General features: G+C 60.2%; 19 protein-coding genes and 1 pseudogene. 16 read left to right on the top strand and 4 right to left on the bottom strand.

Features of this window, described 5'->3' with window-relative positions; translation table 11 throughout:
- Positions 1-6 precede the first annotated feature (6 nt).
- Both rplQ and truA read left to right on the top strand, forming a co-directional pair.
- Positions 7-564 carry a 50S ribosomal protein L17 gene (gene rplQ, locus QMA15_RS14155; RefSeq protein WP_020906897.1) on the top strand — a complete coding sequence of 186 codons (558 nt, stop codon included), beginning with the start codon at positions 7-9 and terminating at the stop codon, positions 562-564.
- A 6-nt stretch (positions 565-570) separates the two neighbouring features.
- Positions 571-1,455 carry a tRNA pseudouridine(38-40) synthase TruA gene (gene truA / locus QMA15_RS14150; protein ID WP_084326077.1) on the top strand — a complete coding sequence of 295 codons (885 nt, stop codon included), beginning with the start codon at positions 571-573 and terminating at the stop codon, positions 1,453-1,455.
- Positions 1,456-1,512: 57 nt separating this feature from the next.
- Here truA and QMA15_RS14145 read toward each other — a convergent pair whose 3' ends face one another.
- Complete coding sequence (locus tag QMA15_RS14145; RefSeq protein ID WP_020906899.1) at positions 1,513-2,655, bottom strand: acyl-CoA dehydrogenase family protein; 1,143 nt, start codon at positions 2,653-2,655, stop codon at positions 1,513-1,515.
- Positions 2,656-2,712: 57 nt separating this feature from the next.
- On the opposite strand from QMA15_RS14145, the gene QMA15_RS14140 reads away from it, so the two are divergent.
- Both QMA15_RS14140 and QMA15_RS14135 read left to right on the top strand, forming a co-directional pair.
- A complete protein-coding gene (locus QMA15_RS14140) occupies positions 2,713-3,291 on the top strand; it encodes a TetR/AcrR family transcriptional regulator (RefSeq protein WP_020969046.1) in 579 nt (192 codons plus the stop codon).
- A 22-nt stretch (positions 3,292-3,313) separates the two neighbouring features.
- Complete coding sequence (locus QMA15_RS14135) at positions 3,314-3,871, top strand: NAD(P)H-dependent oxidoreductase (RefSeq protein ID WP_020906901.1); 558 nt, start codon at positions 3,314-3,316, stop codon at positions 3,869-3,871.
- 16 nt (positions 3,872-3,887) lie between these two features.
- On the opposite strand, the gene eccE is transcribed toward QMA15_RS14135, so the two are convergent.
- Positions 3,888-5,528: a type VII secretion protein EccE gene (eccE, locus tag QMA15_RS14130; RefSeq protein WP_290285039.1), complete on the bottom strand. Its 1,641-nt coding sequence runs from the start codon at positions 5,526-5,528 to the stop codon at positions 3,888-3,890.
- Positions 5,529-5,625: 97 nt separating this feature from the next.
- On the opposite strand from eccE, the gene eccB reads away from it, so the two are divergent.
- The gene (gene eccB / locus QMA15_RS14125) at positions 5,626-7,092 is read left to right on the top strand and encodes a type VII secretion protein EccB (RefSeq protein ID WP_279163695.1); all 1,467 of its coding nucleotides are present in this window, start codon (positions 5,626-5,628) and stop codon (positions 7,090-7,092) included.
- Positions 7,093-7,106: 14 nt separating this feature from the next.
- Here eccB and mycP read toward each other — a convergent pair whose 3' ends face one another.
- Together mycP and eccD are read right to left on the bottom strand one after the other, a co-directional pair.
- Positions 7,107-8,519, bottom strand: coding sequence for a type VII secretion-associated serine protease mycosin (gene mycP, locus QMA15_RS14120; RefSeq protein WP_080945645.1), 1,413 nt, complete (start codon positions 8,517-8,519; stop codon positions 7,107-7,109).
- 14 nt (positions 8,520-8,533) lie between these two features.
- Complete coding sequence (eccD, locus tag QMA15_RS14115) at positions 8,534-10,000, bottom strand: type VII secretion integral membrane protein EccD (protein ID WP_279163696.1); 1,467 nt, start codon at positions 9,998-10,000, stop codon at positions 8,534-8,536.
- A 224-nt stretch (positions 10,001-10,224) separates the two neighbouring features.
- Between eccD and eccCa the strand changes: the two are divergent.
- From eccCa to QMA15_RS14070, 11 genes and pseudogenes are all read left to right on the top strand, one after another.
- A pseudogene (eccCa, locus tag QMA15_RS14110) lies at positions 10,225-11,823 on the top strand (type VII secretion protein EccCa); the annotation flags it as partial.
- A gap of 14 nt (positions 11,824-11,837) precedes the next feature.
- On the top strand, positions 11,838-13,190 hold the full coding sequence (locus QMA15_RS14105) for a recombinase family protein (RefSeq protein WP_290285034.1): 1,353 nt from the start codon (positions 11,838-11,840) through the stop codon (positions 13,188-13,190).
- Positions 13,191-13,847: 657 nt separating this feature from the next.
- Positions 13,848-14,063 carry a helix-turn-helix domain-containing protein gene (locus QMA15_RS32780; protein ID WP_356701007.1) on the top strand — a complete coding sequence of 72 codons (216 nt, stop codon included), beginning with the start codon at positions 13,848-13,850 and terminating at the stop codon, positions 14,061-14,063.
- 263 nt (positions 14,064-14,326) lie between these two features.
- Positions 14,327-14,833 (top strand): hypothetical protein, encoded by a 507-nt coding sequence (locus QMA15_RS14100; protein WP_290285032.1) that lies wholly within the window; start codon positions 14,327-14,329, stop codon positions 14,831-14,833.
- Positions 14,834-14,849: 16 nt separating this feature from the next.
- A complete protein-coding gene (locus QMA15_RS32775; RefSeq protein WP_356701053.1) occupies positions 14,850-15,215 on the top strand; it encodes a helix-turn-helix domain-containing protein in 366 nt (121 codons plus the stop codon).
- Between the two features lie 237 nt (positions 15,216-15,452).
- Positions 15,453-17,417 carry an AAA family ATPase gene (locus QMA15_RS14095; RefSeq protein WP_290285030.1) on the top strand — a complete coding sequence of 655 codons (1,965 nt, stop codon included), beginning with the start codon at positions 15,453-15,455 and terminating at the stop codon, positions 17,415-17,417.
- A gap of 823 nt (positions 17,418-18,240) precedes the next feature.
- Positions 18,241-18,987, top strand: a complete 747-nt coding sequence (locus QMA15_RS14090) for a hypothetical protein (RefSeq protein ID WP_290285029.1) — start codon at positions 18,241-18,243, stop codon at positions 18,985-18,987.
- 315 nt (positions 18,988-19,302) lie between these two features.
- Positions 19,303-19,566: a hypothetical protein gene (locus QMA15_RS14085; RefSeq protein ID WP_290285027.1), complete on the top strand. Its 264-nt coding sequence runs from the start codon at positions 19,303-19,305 to the stop codon at positions 19,564-19,566.
- Entirely contained in the window at positions 19,556-19,987 is a 432-nt protein-coding gene (locus tag QMA15_RS14080) for a hypothetical protein (protein WP_290285025.1), read from the top strand. The genes QMA15_RS14085 and QMA15_RS14080 overlap by 11 nt, the downstream gene beginning before the upstream one ends.
- Positions 19,988-20,132: 145 nt before the next feature.
- Positions 20,133-20,366, top strand: a complete 234-nt coding sequence (locus QMA15_RS14075) for a hypothetical protein (RefSeq protein WP_290285023.1) — start codon at positions 20,133-20,135, stop codon at positions 20,364-20,366.
- A 30-nt stretch (positions 20,367-20,396) separates the two neighbouring features.
- Entirely contained in the window at positions 20,397-25,277 is a 4,881-nt protein-coding gene (locus QMA15_RS14070) for a tape measure protein (protein WP_290285022.1), read from the top strand.
- Positions 25,278-25,295 lie beyond the last annotated feature (18 nt).

The following is a 25,295-nucleotide window of genomic DNA, read 5'->3' as shown; positions in this document are numbered from 1 at the left end:
ATCATCATGCCCAAGCCCAAGAAGGGTGCCCGCTTCGGCGGGTCGGCTTCCCACCAGAAGGCGATTTTCGCCAATCTGGCTACCGCGCTCTTCGAGCACGGTCGCATCACCACCACCGAGTCCAAGGCCAAGGCACTGCGCCCCTACGCCGAGAAGCTCGTCACGCACGCGAAGGCCGGCACGCTGGCTCACCGTCGTGAGGTGCTGAAGGTCATCCGCAACAAGGATGTCGTTCACACCCTGTTCGCCGAGATCGGCCCGTTCTACGCGGACCGTAACGGTGGATACACCCGCATCATCAAGACGATCCCCCGCAAGGGCGACAACGCTCCGATGGCAATCATCGAGCTCGTCAAGGAAAAGACCGTCACCTCCGAGGCTGACCGCGCTCGTCGCGTCAAGTCCTCGCAGGAAGCTCCCGCCGCAGAGAACGTCGTCGAGGCCGTAGAGGCCGACGCGACCGAGGCTGAGGTCGAGAACGCTGACGCAGTCGTCGAGGCTATCGAGGACGAGACCGCAACTGCGGCCGACGCTCCCGAGGCCGAAGAGGCCAAGAAGGACTAGTCTCCCTTGGTTTCGGCACACGCTGAATCGAACGAGCCCGCCGCCCCCATCGGGGACGGCGGGCTCGTTCGATTGCGGCTGGACATCTCCTACGACGGCACCGACTTCTCGGGCTGGGCCCGTCAAACCGATCTGCGCACCGTGTGCGGTGAGATCGAAGACAAGTTGGGAACGGTACTACGGCAACCGGTTCAGCTGACTGTTGCCGGTCGCACGGACGCCGGCGTTCACGCCACGGGGCAGGTAGCGCACGTCGACGTCCCGGGCGAGTTGCTCCCCGACGATCCGTCGCGACTCGTGCGCAGACTTGCACGCTTCCTGCCCAAGGACGTTCGGGTCAAACAGATCTCGGTGGTTCCGGGTGACTTCGATGCGCGCTTCTCGGCGATGCGACGCTACTACGAGTACCGGGTGACCAACGCGGCATTCGGAGTGGAACCCCTACGCGCACGCGATACGGTGTCGTACCCCAAACCACTCGATCTCGCAGCGATGCAAGAAGCGTCGAATCGGCTTCTGGGCCTGCACAACTTCGCGGCATTCTGCAAGCGTCGAGAAGGCGCTACGACGGTGCGGGAGTTGCAACGCTTCGACTGGGCGCAGGAGGGCACGGTGTTCACGGCGTACGTGAATGCCGATGCGTTCTGCTGGTCGATGGTCCGGAGTCTTGTCGGGGCAGTCCTCTCGGTCGGTGAGGGACGCCGCACCGCCGACTGGGTGGCAGGTTTGCTCGACGAAACGTCGCGGTCGAGTTCGATCCTCGTTGCGCCGGCGCACGGACTTTCGTTGGTTCGCGTGGACTACCCCGACTACTCGGAACTGGCTGCCCGCAACGCGATTACCCGTGAAACCCGCGAGATTCCGTCTTCGGGCGGGTGCTGCGGCGACTGACCGCCTCGATACAAAATGCCCTCCCACTCTGCGTGGGAGGGCATTTCATGTAGACGACTATCCCGCCAGTTGACGCGCGATGACCAGACGCTGAATCTGATTGGTGCCCTCGAAGATCTGCGTGATCTTGGCCTCGCGCATGTAGCGCTCGACGGGGAAGTCCTGGGTGTAGCCGTACCCGCCGAACACTTGAACGGCGTCGGTGGTGACCTTCATTGCTGCGTCGGTGGCAACGAGTTTGGCGACGCTGGCGTTGCGCGAGTACGGAACTCCGGCGTCGCGGCGGCGGGCTGCATCGAGGTAAGTGGCTCGAGCGGAGTCAACTGCGGCCGCCATGTCCGCGAGCACGAATCCGAGTCCCTGGTGATCGATGATCCGCTTGCCGAATGCCTTGCGCTCCTTCGCGTAGGCGACCGCGTCGTCGAGTGCGCCCTGAGCGATTCCGACGGCAACAGCAGCGATTCCGAGTCGGCCGGAGTCGAGCGCGCTGAAGGCGATCGGCAATCCCTGGCCGCGCTGACCGATCAACCGCTCGTCAGGGACGAAGGCGTCGTCGTAATTCGCGGATGCAGTGGGGACCGCGCGCAGTCCCATCTTCTCCTCGGGCTTGCCGAAGCTGAGGCCTTCGGTGTCCTTGTCCACCAGGAGGCAGGAGATGCCGCGAGAGCCGTCGTCACTGGTGCGGGCGAAGAGGTTGTAGAAGTCTGCCTTGCCGCCGTTGGTGATCCAGGCCTTCGAGCCGTTGATGCGGTAGCCACCGTCGGTGGCCGTCGCCTTGCACGACAATGCGGCGGCGTCGGATCCGGCCTGCGCTTCGGAAAGGCTGTATGCGCCGATGGTGTTGCCGCCCAGCATGTCCGGCAGCCAGCGGGCCTTCTGTTCGTCGGTGCCGAAGGTGAACAGTGGGAAGCACGAGAGGCTGTGCACGCTCACCGCCACTGCAACCGCTGCCCAGCGCGAGGCGATCTCTTCGAGGACTTGGAGGTACACCTCGTACGGCTGATCGCCGCCACCGAATTCCTCGGGATACGGAAGGCTCAGCAGGCCTGCCTGTCCGAGTGCGGGGAACACGCCTTCGGGATACTTCTCGGCCTTCTCGTATTCGTTGACCTTGGGCGCGAGTACCTTGTCCGCGACATCACGCGTCAGTTCGATGAGATCGCGAGCTTCTTGGCTGGGCATCAGGCGTTCGACGGGCACGGTCGGCTCCTAGCTAGGTAGTAGTACTGGGAACGATACTGCAGTACTGTCTTGCGTATGGCAAGGCTGGTTCACAAGACGACTGCGCGCAGGGCAGAGTTGTTCGATCAATTGGTCGAACTGTTCTTGAGCGAGGGTTTCGCCCACCTCACGCTCGACGAGATCTCAGCTCGTCTGCACTGCTCCAAGAGCACCTTGTACACCGTGGCGGCCGGCAAAGAGGATCTGGTGCGGGCTGTGACGGTGCACTTCTTCCGTGCGGCGACCGATGCGGTGGAGAGTGCCGTCGCTGCCGAGTCGACACCCACTCGTCGAGTTGCGGTGTATCTCGAAGCAGTCGGTGATCAACTGACCGCGGCGTCCCGTCAATTCATGGAAGACCTGGCTGAATCGGTGTCGGCGAGTCAGGTTTACGAGAAGAACACGTCGATCGCCGCGGATCGTGTGCGAGCGCTCATCGTCGAGGGAGTGGATTCGGGCGCATTCCGGCGGGTACACGCGTCATTTGTCGCTGATGCGGCCGCAGCGACAATGGTTCGGATCCAGCAACGCGCGGTCTATCGGGCTACCGGGTTGGACGATGCCAGCGCGTATCGGGAACTGGCCGCACTCATCACGGACGGGATCACTGCGTGACGAGTCGCTAGCATCGACGTTCATGGCACCTTTGAAGGTCGAAGTCATCGTAGGTTCGGTCCGCGAGGGGCGAATAGGACGAGCAGTGGCGGATTGGTTTGTCGAGCGCGCAACCGCGAACCCGTCGTGGAACGTATCGGTGATCGACCTCAGAGAGCTGTCGTTGCCCCAGGATTTCTCGGATTCACCTGCCACGGAGGTTTTCCGCCAGCGAATCGGACGAGCCGACGCTGTTGTTGCTGTGACCTCCGAATACAACCACGGGTACCCGGCTGCCCTCAAGACCGCATTCGATTCCGTGAAACACGAGTGGCGTGCCAAGCCGATCGGATTCGTGTCCTACGGCGGGATTTCAGGTGGTGTTCGGGCCGTCGAACAACTGAGGCAAGTAGTGGCGGAGCTGCACATGGTCTCGGTGCGTCAAAGCGTGACCATTCACCGGGTGCGCAAGCAATTCGGACACGAGCCGTACGGCGTCGATTCGATCGCGATCGATGCGAGCGAGAAGATGATTCGTGAATTGCATTGGTGGGGGAGCGGATTGCGGATGCAGCGTGCGAGTGATCCCTATCCTGGCTGATCTTGGACATACGCGATCACGCCATCTGGTGAGCGTCGCCGGCTCGAGGACGGCCGATGAACGAGGTCTCGGAAGCAATGGTTACCAGAGTCAGTTCGACGCGCGTGCGGCCGGTTTCGACTGTGATCTTGTCACCGAGTGCGAATGGCTGGACTATCGAGATTTCAGGGTCGATCCGAGGCCATTGGCGTGGATGTCCGTACACGTAGATCGCGGTCACGCCGGCACGCGGCGGTAACCCCTCGACTCCGTCGAACACGACAGTGTTGAAAGCGCCCTCGAGCCCACCACCCTGCCCGGACACGCGGAGTCGGTCAGGCACTCCCATGGAGTCGGTGAGCGCGGTCCATGCTTCCGGTCGATCGGTGTGGATGAGTACCAGTGCGCCGGTCGCGATGGCTCGAAAGATCAATTGCTGAGCCAGATAGAGTTCGCCGGCGACAAAAACGGTGTTGACGCCCGGCCCCGAAATTCTGGCCGCGACACCGTGCCCGTTTCGGTCCGAGCCGATGAGCTGGCCGCACCCGGCAAGAGGTAGAGCGAGTGAGTCGAGTGTGCCCCCGTCCATGCGAATGTGCGGCGTGATGCGGTCCAGCGCGGCCAATGCGGTTGGCAGGTTGGTCAGCAATCCGTCGCGCTGGCGCCCACGTAGCGAGACCAAACCGGCCAGCGGTGCGTTCTCAGGTGGATTGCGCGTGGTGAAGCGACATGTCGCACTGACCCTCGCCTCTCCGTGTTCGCCCGTGGGGCGCAACCGAATTGTCACGGACGTCCCGACCGTTGCCACTGCCCATACTCGGGTCAGGGTCGAGGTGGTGATGAAACGGGGTTCGATTCCGTATCCGACGTTGGACACACCAGGCAAGGGGGTACTTCGCCACGTTTCGGTGACCTCGTGGCTGGCGACTCCTCTTGCGACCTGGGCAGTGGACGACGCGATCTCCGGTGCGGTCAGGATCCGCGCCTTGCATCCCGCTGAATCGAGTACCCGGATGACACGATTGGCGGCAACAGCGATCGCGCGGCCCGCGCCCTGTTCGCCCCCGCCTCGGCGTTCGACTGCTGCACGACCCTCCAAAGCGTCGAAACGTAGTGCAAGCCAAACACTTCTGGTGGCGGTGGCTGGTAGTGGCCCGATGAGACGTTCGTAGACTTCGGTGGCCGGCGTTCCTGATGCGGCGCGGTATTCATGACTGACAATGTCGATGCCGGTGAGTGAGATGTCGTGCTGATGCAGACAATTGACCAGGGCTGCTGTGGGCAGAAGGTGGGAAGCGTCGAATGAATGACGCCCGATCCTGGTCAGGTAGTCGCGTGGGGGAGCGATCTCGACGACAGCGACGAGTGAAGATCCGTCCACTCGGAGCCCGATCGACTGTTCGGAGGGAGTGTGAAAACTGACGATCGTGCTGCCGTCGACGTCCTTGCGGCGCAAATAGCGAAAGTACTTGACAATCCAGGACATTACCGACCAACCGCCCACATGGAGGAGCATTGATCCGGCAACCACACAACCGATTGCCAGCGCCCAGAGCCAATCCAGCCCACTGGCCATCGCGATTCCGCCTGCACTGATTCCGAGAATCTGTGCCGACACGAATTCGTGCGTCGAAATCCTGTGTGACGACGGCCAATGCTTCAACCGCGATCGGTCCACGGTTCCTCCCCGATACCTGACCTGCGAACTACCCGAAAATTTCCGCCCCAGCCAAACTGTACTGTGTCTTCGCAAGGGGATGTAAGGCACGGGGGGAATGATGGCTGCAACACCTACCACGCGCTGGCAGGTCAACGGGTACCGATTCTTGGTCAGGCGGATGGAACATGCGCTGGTCAGACGAGACGTGCGGATGCTTCACGATCCGATGCGGTCACAGTCCCGCGCCTTCACCGTCGGAATAGTCCTCGCTGCACTGGGATTGGCGGGTTGCGCGGTACTCGCTCTGTTTCGACCACAGGACAAGATCGGCGATGCAGAAATCGTTGTTGCAAAGGAATCTGGCGCAATGTTCGTCGCCATGGAGGGTACTTTTCGCCCTGTGCTGAACTTGGCCTCCGCCCGACTGATTCTGGGTTCGCCAGGAAAACCGGCAATAGTCAAGGCGTCTGAGGTCGAGGCGAAACCCCGGGGAGCACTCGTCGGCATTCCTGGCGCACCGTCCGCGCTGCCGGAATCAGCCGACCCGACCAACGCCTTGTGGACGGTATGCGACTCCGTCGGATCCGACGGGAGAAAATCGTTGACGACTTCGGTCCTGGTCGGCTCGTCCAATGTCGGTGAGAACACGACATATCTGACGAGGGACCGTGCATTCCTGGTGAAGTCGGGTTCCGATCACTTTCTCGTATACGACGGGAAGCGAGCGGAAATCGATGTGGACAATCCGGCGATCATGCGGGCTTTGGGGCTGGAAGGAGCACAGGCGCGACCGATCAGTGCCGGATTTCTCAATTCGATCCCCGAAGTTCCGCGCATCGAGGCTCCGCGAATCCGCGAACTGGGATCAGCGCCCCGGTTCCCGCTGCAGAACAAGACTGTCGGCTCCGTCGTTCAGGTTTCGGTGGGCGCGGACCTGCAGTACTACGTGGTGCTCGAGAACGGTATCCAGAAGGTCGGTGCGGCGCTCGCCCAACTGATCTACTTCTCGGATTCGCAGGGCGCCACCGGGATCGCGAGCGTCACCCCTGATGCCATCAGTCGTATTCCCTCGGTGAGGGAGCTGGCCGTCGACTCTTTGCCGCAGGTGGTTCCGGAGATCGTCGATGATCATGGCGCACCTGTCGGATGTCTGGAATGGGCTCCCTCACCTGCAGTCGACGGCGGCGAAAGTAGTTCTGCAACATTGAAACTCGTCGCTGGATTGCAGGTTCCGATCCCGGAGGGTGGCAAGTTGGTGTCCTTGGCGCAGGCGGACGGATCGGGCGACAATCTCGACAGCGTCCACGTCGAACAGGGCTTCGGCGGTTTTGTTCAAGCGACTGGAATCGAGACGAACAGCACCAGACACGACGGAGTGTTCTACGTAGCGGATACCGGTGTGAAATACGGAGTACCGGACGAAACCTCCGCTCGCGCGCTCGGATTGACGCGAACGCCCGATCGCGCGCCTTGGCAGATACTCGATCTACTTGCATCAGGTCCGGCGCTCGAGAAGAGCAATGCACTGATAGCTCACGACGGAGTCGCCCCCGATTCAACGCCGGCCGCTCCAGTGAACTGAACACCGTTGACGGTTCAGAGATCGACGTCCCGTCGTTCGGGAAGTCTCCGACGAATTACTCGACGAATGGGCATCGACGCCAATAGCGTCAGTAGGGCTAGGGTGCCGACCGTTCCGGCTCCGACGAGTGCCGCGTCGCGAGATCGGTTGTCGGGGGTCGGCGGCGTGGGTAGGGGATCGATCGTTACCGACTGATGATTGACCTTGACGCGTTCCCCCGGTGCCAATTCGCCCGTTACCGCGGCGAGTGGATCGATGACGCCGTGACCGACGTAGGGATTCCAACCCTGCGCCGGAGCGTGGGCGGTGGCTTCGATACGTTGCATGACCTGAAGTGCAGTCAGTTCCGGGTGAACCGACCGGACCAGCGCGGCGGTTGCCGCGACATAGGGCGCAGCGAAACTGGTCCCGTTAAACGACTGTACGGCGCCGTCGGAGCCGTAGACTCCGTTGGTCAGACCAGGCGACGTCGGGTGAAGTGAGATGATTCCGGTGCCGGGCGCCGCAACGTCGACCCATGGACCGCCGAGGCTGAAGGAGCTGGCGGTGCCATTGGGGTCGACCGACCCGACGGTGAGGACATAGTCGTCGTACCAGGCAGGACTGGCAATCGTCGTAACCGAGTTCCATGGATCGGCTTGTGGATCGAGGGGGTCCGGCGGTGGATTCTGGTTCTTGCAACCTCCGGATCCGACGTTCCCTGCAGCAGCGACGACTACGGCGTTCTTCGCGATCGTGGCGTATTCGATTGCAGCGCCCAGTCGTTGGTCGTTGATCCCGTCCCCGGCAGGCTTGCAAGCGACCTCGGAGATGTTGATAACGCTTGCACCCAAGTCAGCAGCGTGACGTACGGCCAGTGCCATGGTGTCGACGTTTCCGTAGCCAGACGAATTCTCGGCTACGGCAGGGTCTTCGCGTTGGCCGGCCACCGAGAAAGCGGCACTGGACTGCCTGATCGAGATGATCTGTGCGTCCGGCGCAGCTCCGGAAAATCCGGAACCGTCGACCTGCTCGGCGGCGATGAGACCGGCGACGACTGTTCCGTGTGAGTCACAATCGTCGGTGCCGTCGGAGGTCCCGACATAGTCACCGCCGCCTTCGAGGGCCGGTAGCCGGGGATGTCTGCTGACGCCGGTGTCGATGACAGCAATTCGCTGCCCCGCCCCTCGGGTGATCGACCACACCGAATCGAATCCGAGATCCTGTTGAGAACGTGGAATATCCGCGCCGTCACCACCCGCTACGGCGGGGACGCACAGGGTTCGTTGTTCGGTGGGTTGGGGAGGCGCGGGTGGACCGTCCTCCGGCAGCATTGCAGGATCGATGGGGGAAGGAACCGCACTCGATGCGCCACCCGCCCCGGCGAGGACTGTTAAGACAACGATCACGAGTGCGGCACAGATGTTCGTCGCGCGTCGAATCACCATCGAGATCCGATCGCTCAGAGACCGCGCATGAGCGCGAAGAGCCCACTGACCCAGCAGATCAGCGGAACGATTGCTGCAATCGCAGCGAGGTCCAACAGTTCGGCCGCGCGTCGCATCACGGGGCTGAATGTGTTCTGGGGGGCGAGGATTCCCAGAATCAGTGACAGGAGGAGAACAGTCATCGTGATGGCGAAGACGACCAATGCATGGTCGCGATGGGTCCATGCCATGCCGCCCAGGAGAGCGAGAACCACCGAGATGCCTGCCGAGATGAGTGGGACCGCCTGATGTGCGCCCGCGTAGGTGCGCCCGCGAAACATCAGCACGACGGCCGTCGCGAATGCGAGAGCAAGGTTCGGCCAGACGATTCCCTGACCGGGCCAGGACCACGCGAGCGCGACTGCGGCAGTGAGCGCGACCACTGACGTGGCCACGATCAGTCCGGTCAGGTAGCTACGAGCCCGCCCTGCCCTTTCAGTCAACTCGGTCAGCCCGGGCAGTTCGGGCTCGGGCAGTCCGTCGCGATCGTCGTCGAGGGGATTACTCGGCGTCGGAACCGGGGGAAGTGGTAATCGCGCGAACAGCATCGACAGTCGAGCGGTGAACGTGAGAACGATCAATGCTGCGGCAATCACCGCGCTGCTGACGGTTGCGGTGCGCGCCTCGGGAAGCGTCGTCGCGACGGCGAAGGTGCCCACCGCAGCAAGGAGGACGACGAGAAGTGCGGTGAAGACGGCTAATCCGGCACCGCACAAGCGGAGGCAGATCAGAGTCACCGCGGCTGCGAATGCCGAACCGAGAAGGAGATGAGCAGAAAGAACAGTGCCGGGTACGCAGAGGGCGCCGGATACGAACGCCAGTGGCACCGCTGTGCATCCGAGCGTGATGGAGCTTGCAGTGTCTCCGTACACCCGCGCTGCCACGACGGCGGCGACGGTGAGCACCAAAGACATCACTCCACCGCAGACAGCGCCGATCAGACCTGTATCGCCGAGGACCAGGGCGAGGGCCGCGACGAGCGCAGCGACGAGGGCGGCGGACGAGCCGACAATGCGCGCGGTGATCGGAGTCCAGCGTCGGTAGATGTCTGCATCCGTCGCCGCGACGGTGTACATGATGTCGTCGAAGAGTGGGGGCGGGGCAGCGGTGTCCGCGGCCGCGAGTACGAGCAATTCCCCATCGCGGATTCCATGCTCGTGCAGCGACAGCGTCGGTGCCAGCGGTGCCCTGCCGACTTTCGACAGAGTCCAGTCGACGGGCTCGAATTGTTCGGCGCTGTGGTCGAACTCGTTGAAATTGCTGTGGTTGACAATTGTGTCCACAATGCCCGGAATGACCACCGCGAGTGGAACACGAAGCGGCACCGCAAGATCCACCTGCGAATGGGCTGAAAGTACCGTCAACCTGCACAGTTCGGCAGAATGGGTCGCGCGTCGTCCGTTTGCGGTGTGCGCAGCGCTGGTTTCAGTGGTGCTGGTCAAGATCTGTCCCCTCCCATGACGCGATTCCCCTGTCACGTCACCCCAGTTCACCCGAACAATACGACATGAACTGTGCGCCTGTGTCGGCGACAGCGCAGACAACAGGTGGCACCGACCCGAGTGTCGGTGTTGTGATCTATTCTCTTGCAATTGCGTGACTACGCCTTGGGGGGCGGGCCGGCGGTAGTCGGACGAGGCGCGTGGCGGCAACAGTTGCAGCACCGATGGGGGTGGGTGAATTGAGCACTGTCAGATTTGCGCGTCGAGCGCGCCGTGAATCGCCGCGTACACCGGGCGGCGAGGTGACGCTTCAGGCCCCACCGGAGATTCCTCGCGTCACGCCGGGAAACCTACTGACCAAACTACTTCCGGTGATCATGGTGGTTGCCATGATCGGCATGGTGGCGCTGATGTTCTCTTCCGGCATGGCGCGCAATCCGATGTCCCTGCTGTTTCCGGTCATGATGATGGTGTCGATGCTCGGGATGCTCGCCGGGGGCGGTCGTAGCGGTGGAGCACGAGCGTCCGAAGCGAACGAGGACCGCAAGGACTACCTGCGGTACCTGGATCAGATGCGCAGCGATGTTGCTGCGACGTCTGGTGCGCAGCGTGCTGCTCTCGAGTGGAGCAATCCCGAGCCGTCGCAGCTTTGGACACTGGCCGGGACTGTGCGGATGTGGGAACGTCAGATCACCGACTCGGACTACTGCCACGTTCGGGTCGGTCTGGGTGCACAGCGATTGGCCACCAGACTTGTATCGCCGGAGACCGGGCCGGTCGAGGATCTCGAACCCGTCGCTGCTGTCTCACTTCGGCGATTCGTCCGTGCGCATTCGGTTGTAAAGGACCTGCCGACCGCCGTCTCGCTTCGCGGATTTGCTGCAATGTCCATTGAGGGGCAGAGGGATTCCGCTCGAGCGCTCGTCCGCTCGATGTTGATGCAGCTGTGCACTTTCCACGGTCCGGACACCGTCCAAGTTGCAGTGGTGTGCGGTCCCGATACCGAAGCCGAGTGGGAGTGGGTCAAGTGGCTCCCACACGTGCAACACCCGGAATCTCAGGACGGCGCCGGCACTTCACGCATGGTGTTCGGTTCGTATCTCGAGTTCGAAAGTTCCCTCGGGGAAACGCTTTCGATGCGTGCTCGATTTGCTCGCAACCCTCCAGCGAGTGCGGGCGTTCCGCATCTCGTGTTGGTCGTGGACGGCGGCTTGCTCGAAGGTGACACCGGCCTGTTGTCCGAATCCGGGCTCGACTCGGTGACCGTCCTCGACCTGTGCGGGTTCTGCCCGCGGCTGGCGGCGGCGCGTGGTTTGCGACTGGTCGTCGGTAGCGATCAGATCGGCGCGGTGAGCAGCGCAGGAGTCGAGAACTTTGCGACGCCTGACGCCGCGACGACGAGCCTGGCGCAGTCGTTCGGACGTCGCATCGCACCGTTCCGTGCGGCATCGCAGAACGCTGTGGACGCAACTGACGACGACCGATCCCTTCGGACCTGGAGCCAGATGTTGGGGATAGGAAATGTTGCGAGGTTCAATCCTGAGCATGGCTGGCTGCCACGTCAGGGGCGCGACCGACTCCGCGTGCCGATCGGTGTCGGACAAGATGGAAACCCTGTCGAACTGGATCTGAAGGAGTCGGCCGAAAACGGTATGGGTCCGCACGGGCTGTGTATCGGAGCCACCGGTTCTGGTAAGTCGGAGTTCCTGCGAACCTTGGTGCTCGGCCTGATCGCGACGCACTCACCCAACGCACTGAACCTCGTCCTGATCGACTTCAAAGGTGGTGCAACCTTTCTCGGGACTGATTGTCAAGTACCACACGCTATGGTGTATCCATGCGTACCGCGATCTACACCCGCATCTCACTCGACCGGACTGGCGAGGGGCTGGGCGTTGAACGGCACTTCGAAGACTGCTCCGAATTGGCAGAATCACTCAATTGGGAAGTAGTAGAACACTATTCGGATAACGACATCTCAGCCAGCAGGGGCCTTGTGCGACCGCGGTACGAGGACATGTTGGCCGACATTCAGGCAGGCAAGATCGACGCCGTGATCGTGTATCACGCAGATCGCCTCTATCGCTCGCCACTCGAACTCGAACGACTAATCGCGATCTTCGCCAACACGGAGATCCGGACAGTCAAATCAGGAACGCTCGACCTGACCACCTATTCCGGACGGATGGTCGCCCGAATCCTCGGCAGTGTCGCCAGAGCAGAGGTCGATGCGATGTCCGATCGCCGGAAACGCGCCAACGATCAGAAGGCCGCTTCTGGTCTCTGGATCGCATCGCGCCGACCATTCGGATACACGATTGACGGAGAGCTACTAGAGCCGGAGGCGACGGCAATACGAGAAGCCGTGCAGTCCGTGTTGTCGGGGATGTCCGTGCGGCAGGTGGCGCGTGAGTGGAATGCTGCAGGACTGAGGACGGCACACGGTGGCCAGGAATGGAAGTCGACCAGCGTGCGGCGAGTGCTGAAGAACCCGAGATATGCAGCCCTGCGGGTACATCGTGGCGCAGTCGTCGGGACTGGTCAGTGGCCGGCGATCATCGATGTTGATGCCCACTACGGGATCGTGGCGTTCTTGGATGACCCGAAGCGGTCGAGCAGTTTGGGATTCGAGCGCAAGTGGCAGGGCAGCGGCGTCTATCGGTGTGGGGTTTGCGAGGACCGCATGGTGGTACACGTAGACGCCAACAAGCGGCGGTCGTACAAATGCCCTCAGAATCACGTTCGACGGCAGGGCGTGGCGCTCGACGAGTTGGTGGATGGCGTAGTGATTGCTCGGCTTTCGATGCCTGATGCTGCGGTGGTTTTGCAGTCTGACGAAATCGATGTGGCTGGACTTCAGGTTGAGCGGGATTCGTTGCAGGTGAGGGCCGAGCAGATCGCGGGAATGTTCGGCTCTGGGGCGATGGATGCGGGTCAGTTCGAGGCCGCGAACGCAGCTCTGCAGTTGCAGGTCGACAGGGTTGATGCGGAACTGGGTAAGGCGCGGATGGGGGATCCGCTGGTGGAGCTGGTGTTGGCAGGGGGCCGTCTCGTTGAGGTTTGGGAAGGTAAGTCTCCTGATCTACGAGGGAAAATTATTGATGCGTTGATGGTGGTTCGGGTGCATCCTTCGGATAAGGGGCTTCGGCGCTTTGATCCTCGGTTCATCGAGATTGAGCGGAAAGTGTAGCGAAATCCAAGCAGGCGTTAAGCAGGTGCTTAAGCAAATGGTTAGCAGGTGGTTGCTTTTTGCTAGTCGATTATCCGTGCAATTCGATAGGTCCTATTGAGGATCTAAGTAGACCCGATGGAGAGTCTATTGAGAGTCTCAAGAGGATCTAACGAGAAGCACGGTGTCGTTAGAGAACATCGTGCCAAGGGGACTCGAAGCTCTACAAGGACCTTGTAGAGGCTCCCGCATCCTCTTTCTGATCGTAGGAGTTTTGCGGCGATCGCCGAAGAATCTGCTGTTCACGGCGGCATCGTGGGTTTGTCCCACTGGGACACCTGGTGGGACACCCAACGGGACTCCGGCCGGACATTCTTCTTCCTGTCGATGTTGTCGATAGGAAGAAATGGCCTGTCCGGAATCTCTACGGGATCCCGTAGAGATTCGCTGTTGCGGGAGGCGCGACCCGCCGACTTGTGCAATGCGCGCTTCGCCATATCGGTTCAACCTGCGTCTTTAGTTCATCTATCTCGCTACATCTCGCATTATGTGTTTCTGTCCGCCACTGGGTGTAGTTTTCTCAACAAAGCGGTGTGACCGAGCCGGTCGATAAGATACACGTAGAGGGAAACGGTTTCCCAGAAAATCAATTATCAACTAATCAAAGTAGGGAGCACCATGTCAGAATCCATGCTCACCACGCGCCAAGCTGCGGAGCACGTGAACCGCACGCCGCGCACACTGCGGAACTGGCGTAACCGAGGGGATCTGATAGGTCACCCGAGGGCCAACGGCAGCATCTTGTACTCGCTAGACGATCTCGAGCGTGCCGTGCAGATTCAGGTGCAAAGATTTTGCACCCGGAACGTCGGAGGACGGCCGCGGAACACCTAGTGCGGACCACGGTGAGTCGTCGCCAGTGCGGCATATACTCGAAAACACGTTCGAACTGAACGTCTGATTGCTTGACCTGCCCTGAGTTCGCAGCTCAGGGATATTTTCTGTGCTGTTTTTCTGATCGAAGGGCGCAGCTTGCCAACAAAAACGTACCACCCTAACCCTGAGATATCCAAGTTCATCGACGATCTCGTCAAGGACTGGCCTCCTCTCACGCCTGAGACACGAGACAGGATCACCGCACTGATGAGGTGTGGAGATTGACCACACATGTCTATTCGCTGGAGACAGTGGTCAACGCGATCCCTGATGTGATCGCTCATCTGCGTGGTGGACTGTATCGACAGCCACGGCTTGGCACCGGCGACTCAAATCCCGATTCCAAGCCGACCGATAAGCCAGGCCCTCGGGCGCCGGCAAACCTCGATGCCCTCGATGCAGCTGACGAATTACTGAGGTGGCTGGCTCAGTGGGCTGAAGCCGCGGGCGTCGACATGACGAATCTCGGGCAGACTTGGAGGTTCCGTTGCGGAGAGGATCGTGGCTACATCAGAGGTGTGCGTAACAACGATCCACGGCCCGCTGATCGGCTGCGTGAGCGTCTATTACGCGTGATGGCTACTCCGGGTTGGGTTCCCCCACAAGGGATGCACACGCACCTTATGCAGGCGCTGGCTCGTCACATGAAATTGTTCCCCACGATCGGGGACATCCTGTTCGAGTCGAGGGTGGGTGATCCTGTTGCGAGCCTTGCCAATTGTGGATGAGTCCGAGCCGGTGCACATGCCGGCGCGGTGGATGGGCGAAGTGGAAGCCGCGAGGTTCATCGGTCGGAGTCGTCGCAGCCTGCGGAACTGGCGCTCGAACGGTCTGGTTCCGGCCCGCCGTCGTGGTGGTGAGTGGGTCTATCTCGCTGCGGATCTGACTGCGGCCAGGGATAAGGCTGACCAGCGAATGCGTCACGGGCTATCTACGGCGTCGAAGCCAGGCCCCGGACGCGGACATAAGCATGCCGCGAGACCGCGGATCAGGGAGCTTATCGAGGCCGGCGGGATGAGTCAGAAGGCCATTGCCTGCGAGATCGGTTGCAACGCGTCGCTGGTCGCTGTGGTGAGTAGGGAGCTGAAAGAAAGTGGTGGAGCTTTATGACTGAAGTTGTCAGTGTTCGCCGCGTGAATGCGCCCTGGCACTTGGAGTCTCGGACAAACAGTCGAGGGAAACCGATGGCTCGACTTGTGTTGGGGAATCAGAGCGGCGTCAGTTTGGCGCTGCACCCAGACGAAGCGGAGCAGTTGCGAGCAGTTCTCGGGGAGTTTCTTAATTCTCTTAATTGACAACAACTTTTGACTAATAGGATCGAGATTGAATTTGATTGCGTATGAACGTGTGATTGACAGGTTCCGTGAGCAGGGTCTGAACGTCCGGGAGTTGAGCAGCGGTCGGGCGTCGGCGCAGGCGCCGGGGCACTCGTCGGCTGACCTTTCGATCACGATCACAGACAACGGGTTCGATCGGGTTCTCGTCCATTCCCACGCGGGGGAGGATCTGGCGGACGTGTTGTCTGCGGTGGGGTTGTCGACGACGGACCTCTTCAACGATCCGGGCGGGTCTACGTATGAGTATCCGGATGGCCGGCAGGTGCATCGGTCGCCGGCGAAGCGGTTTCGGCAGTCTGGAAACACAAAGGGAACGAAGCTCTATCGGACGGACCTGGGCGCCGACGTCGTTTACGTCGTTGAGGGCGAGAATGATGTCCACGCTCTCGAAACGCTTGGGGTTGCGGCTACATGTACGGCGATGGGCGCCGGCAAAGCCCACCTCGCCGACCTCTCCCCATTGCACGGAAAGACCGTGATCGTCGTTCGAGACAAGGACGCGGCTGGCCGTCGTCATGCGGATCAGGTGGCGTCGTTGCTCGATGGTCTTGCGACTGTGGGTGTTGTTGAGGCGAAGGCAGGGAAGGACGCCGCGGATCATGTTGCGGCAGGCTTCGGTGTCGATGAGTTCGTGCCCGTCGATCTGGCAGCTGGCCCACCAGTTTCTTCTCCTGCAACTCCGGCTGGTGGTCGTTCGTTGCGGCTGATCCCCTTCACTGACGAGAAGGACGACGTGCCTGTCTGGGCGTGGGAGTACGACGGGAAGGGTCGAATTCCGCTTGGGGCGCTCGCATTGTTCGCGGGTCGACCTGGTGCAGGCAAGTCGACCGGCGGCAGGTGGATCGCGGCCAGCGCATCGACGGGGACACTCGCCGGCCACTGGGAAGGGAAGCCGGTCAACGTCGCCTACATCGCGGCTGAGGAATCTGCGAAGTACGTCGTGAAGCCTGGGCTGAGGGCTTCGGGTGCTGACATGCATCGGGTGTTCACGCCGAAGGTCGAACTCGACGGCGAGGAGGTCCGGTTCCTGTCTTCTCATGACATGGCCGAGCTGACTGCGCTGTTGATTGAGAATCAGGTGAAGCTGGTGGTGGTCGATCCGCTGATGTCGACGATTGGATCGAAGACGGACATCAACCGCAACAATGAGGTTCGGTCGTTGGTGGAGCCGTGGGCGAAGCTCGCGGAGAACATTGACGGGGTAGTGCTCGGTATCGCCCACTTGAACAAGTCGAGCAACGGTGACGTGGTCGCCGGGATCAACGGGTCGTCTGCCTTCGGTGAGGTTGCGCGTTCGGTGTTTGGTTTTGCGAAGGATCCGGAATCGGATGCGGGCGATCGGATCATGAGCCAAGAGAAGAACTCGATCGGTGAGGAAGACCTGGCGCTGACATACAGAATCGAATCCCAAGACGTTGTTACCGACTCGGGTAAGACCGCTGAGGTTGGCCGGTTCGTGATTGTCGGCAACTCCGATCGAAGTGTCGGTGACGTACTCCGGGATGCTTCTCGACCGAACTCGGATGGCGGTCAGGCTGTGCAGCGCACCGAGGCTGAATCGTGGTTGGGGGAGTGGCTTGCGGATGGCTCTGAGCATGATTCGGCGGAGATTAAGCGCGCCGCGAAGGACGCCGAGATCAAAGAACGAACCCTCTATCGAGCGGTCGAGGCTCTCGGTGTCGTGAAACGGATGCGGGGCCGTCCACCCAAGGGTTTCTGGTCTCTGCCAAAGATTGCCACCGCTGGCGAAGTTACCCCCTACACCCTGAAACCTGGCAAAGATGGCGAAGATGGCAAAGATAGGGACTACCTGCATAAACAGAATGGCAAAGTTCAACACGATTTGAAGTTTGCCATCTCTGCCACCCCCACGAGTCCGGGGGATTCATGCCTAGTTTGCGGAGGACCGATCCGCTCGACGGGCAAGTGCGTCCAGTGCATCGTCCACGCTGCCGAGTCCACTCAAATCGCTTAGCCGTTTCCGGGGATGCGTCAGTTGTCGCATCCCCGGCCTAACCCCTTGGAATTGCATGCCAGTCCACGTTCTCACGAAAACAACCACACTCGCCGAAAGGAGTACCAGCCCAATGTTAAACCTCCGAATCAGCAGCACTGACGAAGCCGAAGCCGCAAAGGCCGTCAACGCACTACACGAACAGAACCATCCCGGATTCAGACAAATCGTTGATGACGCATTCGCCCGCTATGGCGGCGTCGAACGCATGATCTTCGTCTTAGCTGACCAACTAACAAAGGGAAGCTAATTGGAAGTTTCAGTAAAGATGCGCACCCACAAGCGCGTCAGGCGACCGAACCTACGTCGATACGTAGTCAAGTTCGGACTCGGCGCCGGCCAATGGACATTGACCGCGGCAAAGCTCCGCGAACTGTGCGACATGTTCTCGGACTTACTCGAAGGCGAAGTGGCCGCGAATGGGTCATTCCGAGTCAGCCGAACGTCGACTGGCGACTACACGATCAGTCAGACGCGGCCCTCTGGTACACGCACAGGTTTCATCACCGAGGCGAACATGTCCGACCTACTTCTCGCAGCAGACGAAATCTTGAACGAACATGCTGCAATCCGTTTGGAGGAACGATTGATTCGCACAAGCCGCAAGTGTTCGAGTCGTGCCGCTTACGACAGTGAACGTCACTGCGTGTACACGTCATGCACAGAGGACGAGAACGGGGCAGTGACCACAAACCTGCCCCTACCGCATCCAGTCCGCAGGGGAGCACCTGAGGGCTCGGAACCATTGCAGAACAACAACTCTAACCAATAAGGAGCAAATCAAATGGGTATCGACAACACGCCGGCCGCACAGCAGGTCATCGCAGCCTACGAAAACCGCCTCGCCGAGATCGCCGAAGGCACCACGCACATCAAGTCAATCCGGAACCCCAACCCCGTAGCCGAAGCACACGGCAACAGGACACGGGACATGCAGCGCCACGTCCACACAGCACGCGCATACCGTGACGCACAGCGGGAACTAGACGCACTCCTGACCGAACAGGGCGAAGCACGCAAGCAGCTCCGACTAGACACTGAGCGGAAACTCCTCGGCGTCAGCCGGTTTGACCGTGAAACCCAGCAGCGTTACCTCGAAGCCAAGCGACTCACCCGAGAAGCGGCAGGAGAATGGACAAGCAACGCAAGCGACGCGGCAGCAGCGCAGCAACGACTCGCCGACCTTCAAGCGGACGCTGTACTCGTCGGCGACACGGTGCTCGAGAAGGCCATCGCCGCGACCGCAGTTGAACGTGGCTGGACTGGCATCACCGACCAGCACTTCGAGCGCCACCCGAACGACCGCAACCATGTCGAGACGATCCTCGCCCTCGACGCGCCTGTCGACCCAGTAACGGAAAAGAGCGAATACACACTCTCAAACCCGTTGGACAACATCAACGATCGAGTGCAAATCAACACCGAATACGGCATCGATGTGACATGGGCAGGCGGCCTCGATGCTGTCGCGGACCTACCTGTCGCGGAGATCAACAACACCCCAGACCTCTACCCCGGCTACGTCCACTAAGGCGGAAACGAAGTCACCGTGGGGCAGTAGACCATCAGTGTCACTGCCCCACGGGCTAGACCTCCCAGGGGCACCACAACGGCGACCCTCGGGTACAGGGCTGCATATATATATCGGCTCAATTTCCACATCACCTGTGGATAACTCACATGCCGTGAACAGTGCATACCTCAAATAGGGGGGCCGACCCCCTTAAACATCAAAAGGCGATCCTCAGGCAAAGCGCCCTATATCCCCCCATCAGGTCTGTACACCAACTTGGTGACTGAGCTGCGGCGACTATGGGTGAACTCAAGGCATGGAAGGACGAAATCGATGGAAGTCATACGAGTGAAAATCGCGCCAGTTGCTCGCGGAGGCGAGGTCTTGGCAACTCTGCAGGCGTTGCGGGACAGGTTGGCGGGGGCGATTGATGCGACGATCTCGGCTCGCGATGTGGCGATGTTGTCGTCTCGTCTTGTCGCGGTGATGCAGTTGATTGCTGAGCAGGATCCGGTGCCGAAATCGCGGACGCCGCTGGATGAACTGCATGAGCGTCGAGAAACCAAATTGAAAGGAAGGTTGCTAGTTGATAGATGAAGACTTGGGTGAGTTGACGACGGCGGATCTCGCTGAGGAGCGCGCTGCCCGGAAGGAAGCCGATAAGGCGGTGAGGGCCGCGAATGCTCGGCTCGCCGAACTCGAAGCTAATGGGGAAATTCCCCAGTTGGAGGATCCTGCGGAGATTGAAGCTGTGACTGCGGAGAGAGATTTGGTGGTCGCTGCCCTCCTTCGGCATCAGGTTCGCGTGGAGAAGAAGCTGCCAGCGGAGTCGTTGGAATTTCTGACTGGTGGCACTCGTGAGGAGTTGGAGGAGCAGGCGGAAGCCATGGCGGCGGTTCTCGCGCTGAGTCGTCCGCCGGCGCCGATTGTGCCGAGTGAGGGGACTGCCCCAGCTCGCGTGAACAGTCCCTATCTGCAAGCGCGCCGGATCCTTCTCGGTGAGAACTCGTACTACTGATTGATGTTCGAAATAACTGAATAAGTAACACATCTCGGAGGCTCGGACCGCATTGGTTCGGGCCTCCTTTGCATGCCCAGATCGGGCAATCTTTGGGGGATTAGTGATCAAAACACATAGGGGAGTCCATCTTTGGGCGCGGCTCTTGGAGTCGAAGGGGGACCCGATCGAGGTTCGTCGACTGCTGGATGCTGAATCGCTCGATGAGGACGGCGAGCAGTTCCTGCGAACACTGGGGATCGCTCTCACACTATTTTTCGGGTCGAGTTGGGGGCGCATTCTCGCGCTGCTGGAAGACGCGGGCATCAGTCACGACGAGCTTCAGGGGATTTTGGCTCTGGGTCTCGACGCGGACAGTCGTTCGTCGGTGGAGGGCTGATCCATGGCAGTTGAACTGGCCACTGCTTATGTGAGCCTAATTGTTGACACTAAGCAGGTTCCGGGACAGGTTCGGGCGGCACTCGGTGCGGCTGAGCAGGGCGCGGACAGCACAGGCAAAAACATCGGCACCAAGATGTCGACGGGCCTCGCTTCGGCTCTGAAGGCTGGTGCAATTGGTTCAGGACTAGCTGTCGGCGGACTGCTCGCAGCGTCACTAGTGAAGGGTATGGGTCGTCTCACCGCGATCGATACCGCTGAGGGCAAGCTCCGCGGTTTGGGTCATTCGACTCAGTCGACCGCGAAGATCATGGATTCCGCTTTGGCGTCTGTGAAGGGTACTGCTTTCGGTTTGGGTGATGCTGCGACTGTGGCTGCTTCGGCGGTTGCTGCGGGTATCGCTCCGGGTAAGGAGTTGACGAAGTATCTGTCGTTGACTGGTGATGCTGCGACGATTGCGGGTTCGTCTCTTTCTGAGATGGGTTCGATTTTCAATCAGGTTCAGGCGTCCGGAACGGTGTATACGGATACTTTGAATCAGTTGTCGGACCGCGGTATTCCGATTCTGCAGTGGTTGCAGGCGGAATATGGTGTGACTGCTGAGGCTTTGGCGAAGATGGTCAAGGGCGGCGAGGTTGATTCCGCGACGTTCATGAAGGTCATTTCCGAGAATATTGGTGGCGCGGCTCTTGAGTCGGGTAACACTGTTGTTGGCGCTTTTGAGAATGTCAAGGCTGCGATGGGCCGTCTTGGTGCGGCTGCTTTGGGTCCTGGGTTTGAGCGTTTGCCTGGCCAGATGTCGTCTATTACAACGGCGTTGGATGATACGGCGAAGTCTGTTGGCCCGTTGGCTAAGGCTTTCGATCATCTGTTGTTTGATGTGATGTTGCCTGAAAACTTTGATGCCGGAAAGATGCTTTCAGGGCTCACGTCGTCGGTAATCGACCAGTCCACCTACGGGATCAATAAGTTCTCAGCTTGGATCACTGGCGAGCTGCCAGGCCTCGTAGATCAGGGCAAAGCCAAGGTATCGGAACTGCTCTCCCTCTCCGGGGTAGACGGTTCTTGGAATCGCATTGTCGGCGTGTTCAACTCCCTGCTTGGGACGGTGAAATCCGCTGGTCCAGCTGTCGTGAGCATTGCAGCTTCGCTGGCTGCGGCATCCGGTGCGCTTGGTGTGTCCGCGTGGGACGGTTTTCTGTCGGCGCTTGAAGCGTCAGCATCGATCCTCAACGCAACCCTGGTGCCGGCGCTGAATCTCACTGCCGGTCTACTGCGGGACAACCAAGGTGCCGTAGTGGCATTGGCAGCGGGTTGGCTGTTGTTCAAGACCATTCCGGCGATCATGGGACGAGTCACGTCAAGTCTCGCACCGATCACCGCAGGAATGCGTAGCGCGAATACGGCAACGTCAGGCTACCGGGCGTCACTTGGTGCGATTCGAGGTGACTTCAGGAATCTAGCTCCGCAGATCGGCGTAACTGGTGCAGCGATGCGGGCACTCGGAAACAACTCGTCGACCATCCGCGGCATGCAGAACGCATTCATGGGTGCGTCTTCGGCGACTAGCGGGTTTGCATCAGCGATGCGTGTTGGCGCAACCCCCGCTGTGGGAGCGCTGAAGGCAAGTGTTGGCGGCGTTGTGAACGCTCTAGGCGGGCCGCTCGCTATGGGTCTGATGGCCGCAACGGTCGCGTTTGTTAACTACAAATCTGGTGTAGCGAAGGCAACGAATCAGAACCGTATCCTTGCGGACTCGGTGACGAACGCTGCTTCTGCACAGGCAGATTTGATGAAGGCGATGGTGGCGGGGGACGAGGCCTCGATTTCGTCTCAGGTTGTCTCTAACCTTCGTTCGCTTCGCCAGGAGCAGGCTTCTCTGGCGTCGACAGGCCCAAGTTTCATTCAGAAGTCTGTAGCCGGCTGGGAATCGCTCAGTCACGCGATGGGTATCACCCGCGGCGAGACAGCTTCGTCGACGTTGGCTCAGGAAGACGCAGCCAACACGTCGAAGGCGGTGACCGCGACCCTCGATGGATTGAAGATCACCAACGAGGATCTGGGCCGGGCTGTGACCGGTTCGTCTGCAGCGTTCGACGCTTTGCGTGGGCGCATGTTGGCGAGCGGTGATGACAGCAAGGAGGCTGTCGAGTGGCTCGATAAGCAGCGTGCCTCGCACAGGCTTCTGCAGTTGACGATGGAGGCAGTGGGGCCGGCGGGTGTTGAGATCGCGGGCGCCATTTCACAGATCGCGGATTCTGCCGGCGATTCGAAATCCAAGCTCGATGGCCTGACGACTGTTCTCCAGGCGTTGGGAATTCTCGAGACTGACACGCAGTCCGCGATGTTTGATGCGGCTGAGGCTGTCCGAGAACTGGCTAAAGCAGCGGAGGAGGGCGTTGATCCTGTCGGCGGTCTGGGTGATGCGCTGGTCGGTTTGGATGGGGGCCTGAACCCGGAGATGCCCAACGCCAAGGCACTTCGTGACTCACTGATCGGCCTCAGTAAGGAATTCGCAAACCTGATTGCCAGTGGACTGAGCAGCAAGGACGCAGCTGCTGAACTTGAAGGCGGTCTGCAGTCACTAGCTGATATGTACGACCTGCCGATCGAGAAGGTTCGCGAACTCGCGCAAACTCAAGGGCTGCTCGTAGACAAGCGCGTCGATATCACGATGGCAGTCGATGGTCGCGACGAGGCATCAGAAGCGTTGTCCAACATCGCTGTGCGGGCCGATGAGTTCCAGGGTGATCGCACGATCACCATGACAGTCAAGGATCAGGCCGCGATCGATGCGATCACCAACCTGAACCTCGGCTTACTCAAGATCAATGAGACCACTGGTGAAGTTGAGATCACGGCAGAGTCTGACGCTGCGCTTGCAGGCATTGGCGCTGTGGTTGTGGAACTCGGCAAGCTCGACAAAAATGTTGCGACGCCGACTATCACTGCTGACCAGACAAGGTTCTTTGTTGCAGATGCTGATACTAGGCAGCGGCTGGCCGAGATCGATCGCACACAGGTTGATCCCAAGGTTGGTTTGGTTCTCGATCAGTTCTCAGAGGGTCGAAATGTAACCCTCGCTGAGTTGCAGAAGATCGACTTGACGACTGCTTCGCCCGATGTTCAGTTGATCATCAAGGACGCGATCGCGAACGCGCAGGTTGTGAACGCTGAAATCACTAATGCGGCGCGAAACCGAACCTCGGTCATCACGATCGATGTTCAGCGTACGGCGGCAGCGCAAGCAGCGTTCAGTGCGACCGGCCAGTACGGTCCTGCTGCACCAGTATTCAACTCGCGAGGCTCACGACTGCCGAAGAACTCGGTAGGATCCAGGCTCCCAACCTCAGGTCCGGGAACATCCACAACGGACGGCATTCTCGGAATCGGCTACGACGGTGTACCTACATCATGGGTCGATAAGGGCGAATGGATCATCAACGGTCGATCCTCCGAGAAATACAACGGACTACTGGCAGCGATCAACCGGGACGACCCCCGACTGAACACTCTGCCAAGGTTCGCCGAGGGTGGACGGAATGGCATCACGGATGCACTAGCGGCCGGCGCATCGGTTGACGGGAACACCTACCAGTGGGGCGGAACGGGGCCGACGAACTTCGACTGCTCCGGGTTTGTTGGTTGGTTGCAGCAGATCGTCATGGGCGTCACGGGATCTGTGAAGCGGTTGTATACGACCTACAACCTCCTCGGAACCAGCGGTGTCGCTGGGCTTCAGCAGGGTCTCGGACCGGCAGGAACGCAGTTCCAGGTTGGTGTTTCCGAAGAGCATATGGCTGCGACGGTTGGGGGTCATTCTGCAGAATCTGGGGGTGCGCATGGCACTTCGGGCCTCGACAACGGTCGCGCAAATGCGCAGTCGAGTCAGTTCCCATTCAAGTACCATCTTCCAAATTCGATGATCGCCGGATGGAACGAAGCACAGGGAACCAGCATCGGTGCTACCAGTGAGGTGACGTGGACGGACAAGCAGGAACTCGACCTCCAATCTGCTGATATCGCTGTTCAGCAGGCGAAGGAAGCGCGAGACAAGGTCTACGGCGATGAGAAAAAGTCGGAAGCTGACCGTGCGCAGGCAGACATCAAAGTTCAGCAGGCCGAACAGAAAGTCATCGATCTCCAGGCTAAAAAGGACGAAGCCGGAACAGGAAAGAAGGGACCGTCACCACAGGCACCCGAACTTTCCAAGGCCTACACCGACGCGGAGATTGAACGCCTCGAAGCGCAGATGCAGGTCGACGACGCCAACGAGCGCCGCAACGATGTGTACGCGGACGCCGAAGCATCACCGAACGATCGACTGCGGGCCGACATCGCACTGCAAGAAGCGAAGGACGGACTCGCCGAGGTCCTGAAGGGCAAGCAGGAGACCGGAGGCAAGGACTACTCGCTGAATGGGATCCTGAAGTCGTTCGGCCACAACGCCGTGGACGCACTCTTCACCGGCCTCCAGGGGCAGGATTACTTCGGTATCGGTGAGTCCCGTTGGTTGTCGACGGACTTCGCTGAGCTGATGGGTAAGCCTGCGATTCCGGCACCGACGCCGGCGACATTCACTCAGGCTGAGATTGATGCGCAGACGGGCGGGATGTCTGCTGCTGAGATTCTGGAGCGTTGGGGTGTGAAGGCGCCGAAGGTTTTTGATGATGGTGGTTGGTTGATGCCTGGTGAGATGGGTATCAATTTGTCTCAGCGTCCTGAGCCTATTTTTAATTCGCCGGGTCAGTTGCAGGCGTTTGCGGGTTCCACTCTGGCGCCCGCGAAACCAACAACTGTCGATGCTTCAATCAACATCGGTGAGGTGACGCAGTCGCAGAACTTCGAAGCGATATACACGTACATCAAGCGTCAGCAGCAAATGCGCGTGGGCGGATTCTTGCCGCGATGAATAGGGAGATTGTGAGAT

The sequence above is a fragment of the Rhodococcus sp. APC 3903 genome (assembly GCF_030407755.1).
Classification (GTDB): Bacteria; Actinomycetota; Actinomycetes; order Mycobacteriales; family Mycobacteriaceae; genus Rhodococcus_F; species Rhodococcus_F erythropolis.
Note: the sequence above shows the minus strand (reverse complement) of the source record. Positions and strands in the feature narration are given on the sequence as shown.